At 74.4% G+C, this 1,068-nt stretch carries 2 protein-coding genes; both read right to left on the bottom strand.

Annotated features, from left to right (window positions below; all coding sequences use genetic code 11):
- A partial coding sequence (gene ureG, locus ACFU99_RS44440; protein WP_384404598.1) for an urease accessory protein UreG occupies positions 1-637 on the bottom strand: 637 nt, incomplete at its 3' end.
- Between the two features lie 64 nt (positions 638-701).
- The coding region (locus ACFU99_RS44435) for an urease accessory UreF family protein (RefSeq protein WP_384404595.1) at positions 702-1,068 on the bottom strand (367 nt) is incomplete at its 5' end.

Genomic DNA, 1,068 nt, shown 5'->3' with positions numbered 1-1,068 from the left:
CAGGCTTGACGCCGCCCTCGCCCTTGATGGCGGTGAAGACGACGGGGAGCTCGCCGCGCTGCGCCTTGGCGTCGCGCGCCATGCCCTCCAGGTCCACGCCGACGTACGGGGCGAGGTCGGTCTTGTTGACGACGAGGAGGTCGGCGGTGGTGACGCCGGGGCCGCCCTTGCGCGGGATGTCGTCGCCGCCCGCCACGTCGATCACGAAGATCTGGAAGTCGACGAGGCCGCGGGAGAAGGTGGCGGTGAGGTTGTCGCCGCCGGACTCCACCAGGACCAGGTCGAGCGGCCCGACCTCCTCCTCCAGGTCCTCGACGGCTTCGAGGTTGGCGGAGATGTCGTCGCGGATGGCGGTGTGCGGGCAGGCGCCGGTCTCCACCGCGCTGATCCGCTCGGGCGGCAGCACGGCCTCGCGGAGCAGGAACTCGGCGTCCTCGCGGGTGTAGATGTCGTTGGTGACGACGGCGATGGAGAGTTCGTCGCGCAGCGCGCGGCAGAGCGCGGCGACGGTCGCGGTCTTGCCGGTGCCGACCGGGCCGCCGAGGCCCACGCGCAGAGCGCGGCGGGTGCCGTCGTGGCGGAACGCCTCGGCGCTGTGGGTGTGGTGCTCGGAGTCGTTGCCGTGGTCGAGGTGCATGTCGCTCCTGATGTTCTGGTCGGTGCGAGTGGTTCAGGTGGTGCGGGCGATGGTCATGAGGCGCTCACGAGGCGAAGAGCCGTACGGGCCAGGTCGCGTGCTGTTCGGCGGTGATGTCGAGCAGCGGCGCGGACGGCGCGGGCAGCGTTTCCGCGCCCTCCCGTACGGCCCGTGCGGCCGCCTGGGCCGCCGCCCCGGCGACCTGGTCGAGGTCGGCGGCGAGGTGCGCGAGCACGGCGGTGGCGTCGAAGGGATCGAGGCTCAGCAGCCGCACGGTGGCGGTCGCCGGGCCGCTCACCGCCTCGTACGCGCTCGCGTGCGCCGCGTCGAGCGGGGCGAGCCCGGCGGCGCGGGCCGCGAGGCCGAGCACGATGGGCTGGTGCGCGCCGCGCGGCCGGGCCGCCGCGAGGGCGTCCAGCTCGGCCGAGGGC

This window comes from Streptomyces sp. NPDC057654 (assembly GCF_042800135.1).
Taxonomy (GTDB): Bacteria; Actinomycetota; Actinomycetes; order Streptomycetales; family Streptomycetaceae; genus Streptomyces.
Note: the sequence above shows the minus strand (reverse complement) of the source record. Positions and strands in the feature narration are given on the sequence as shown.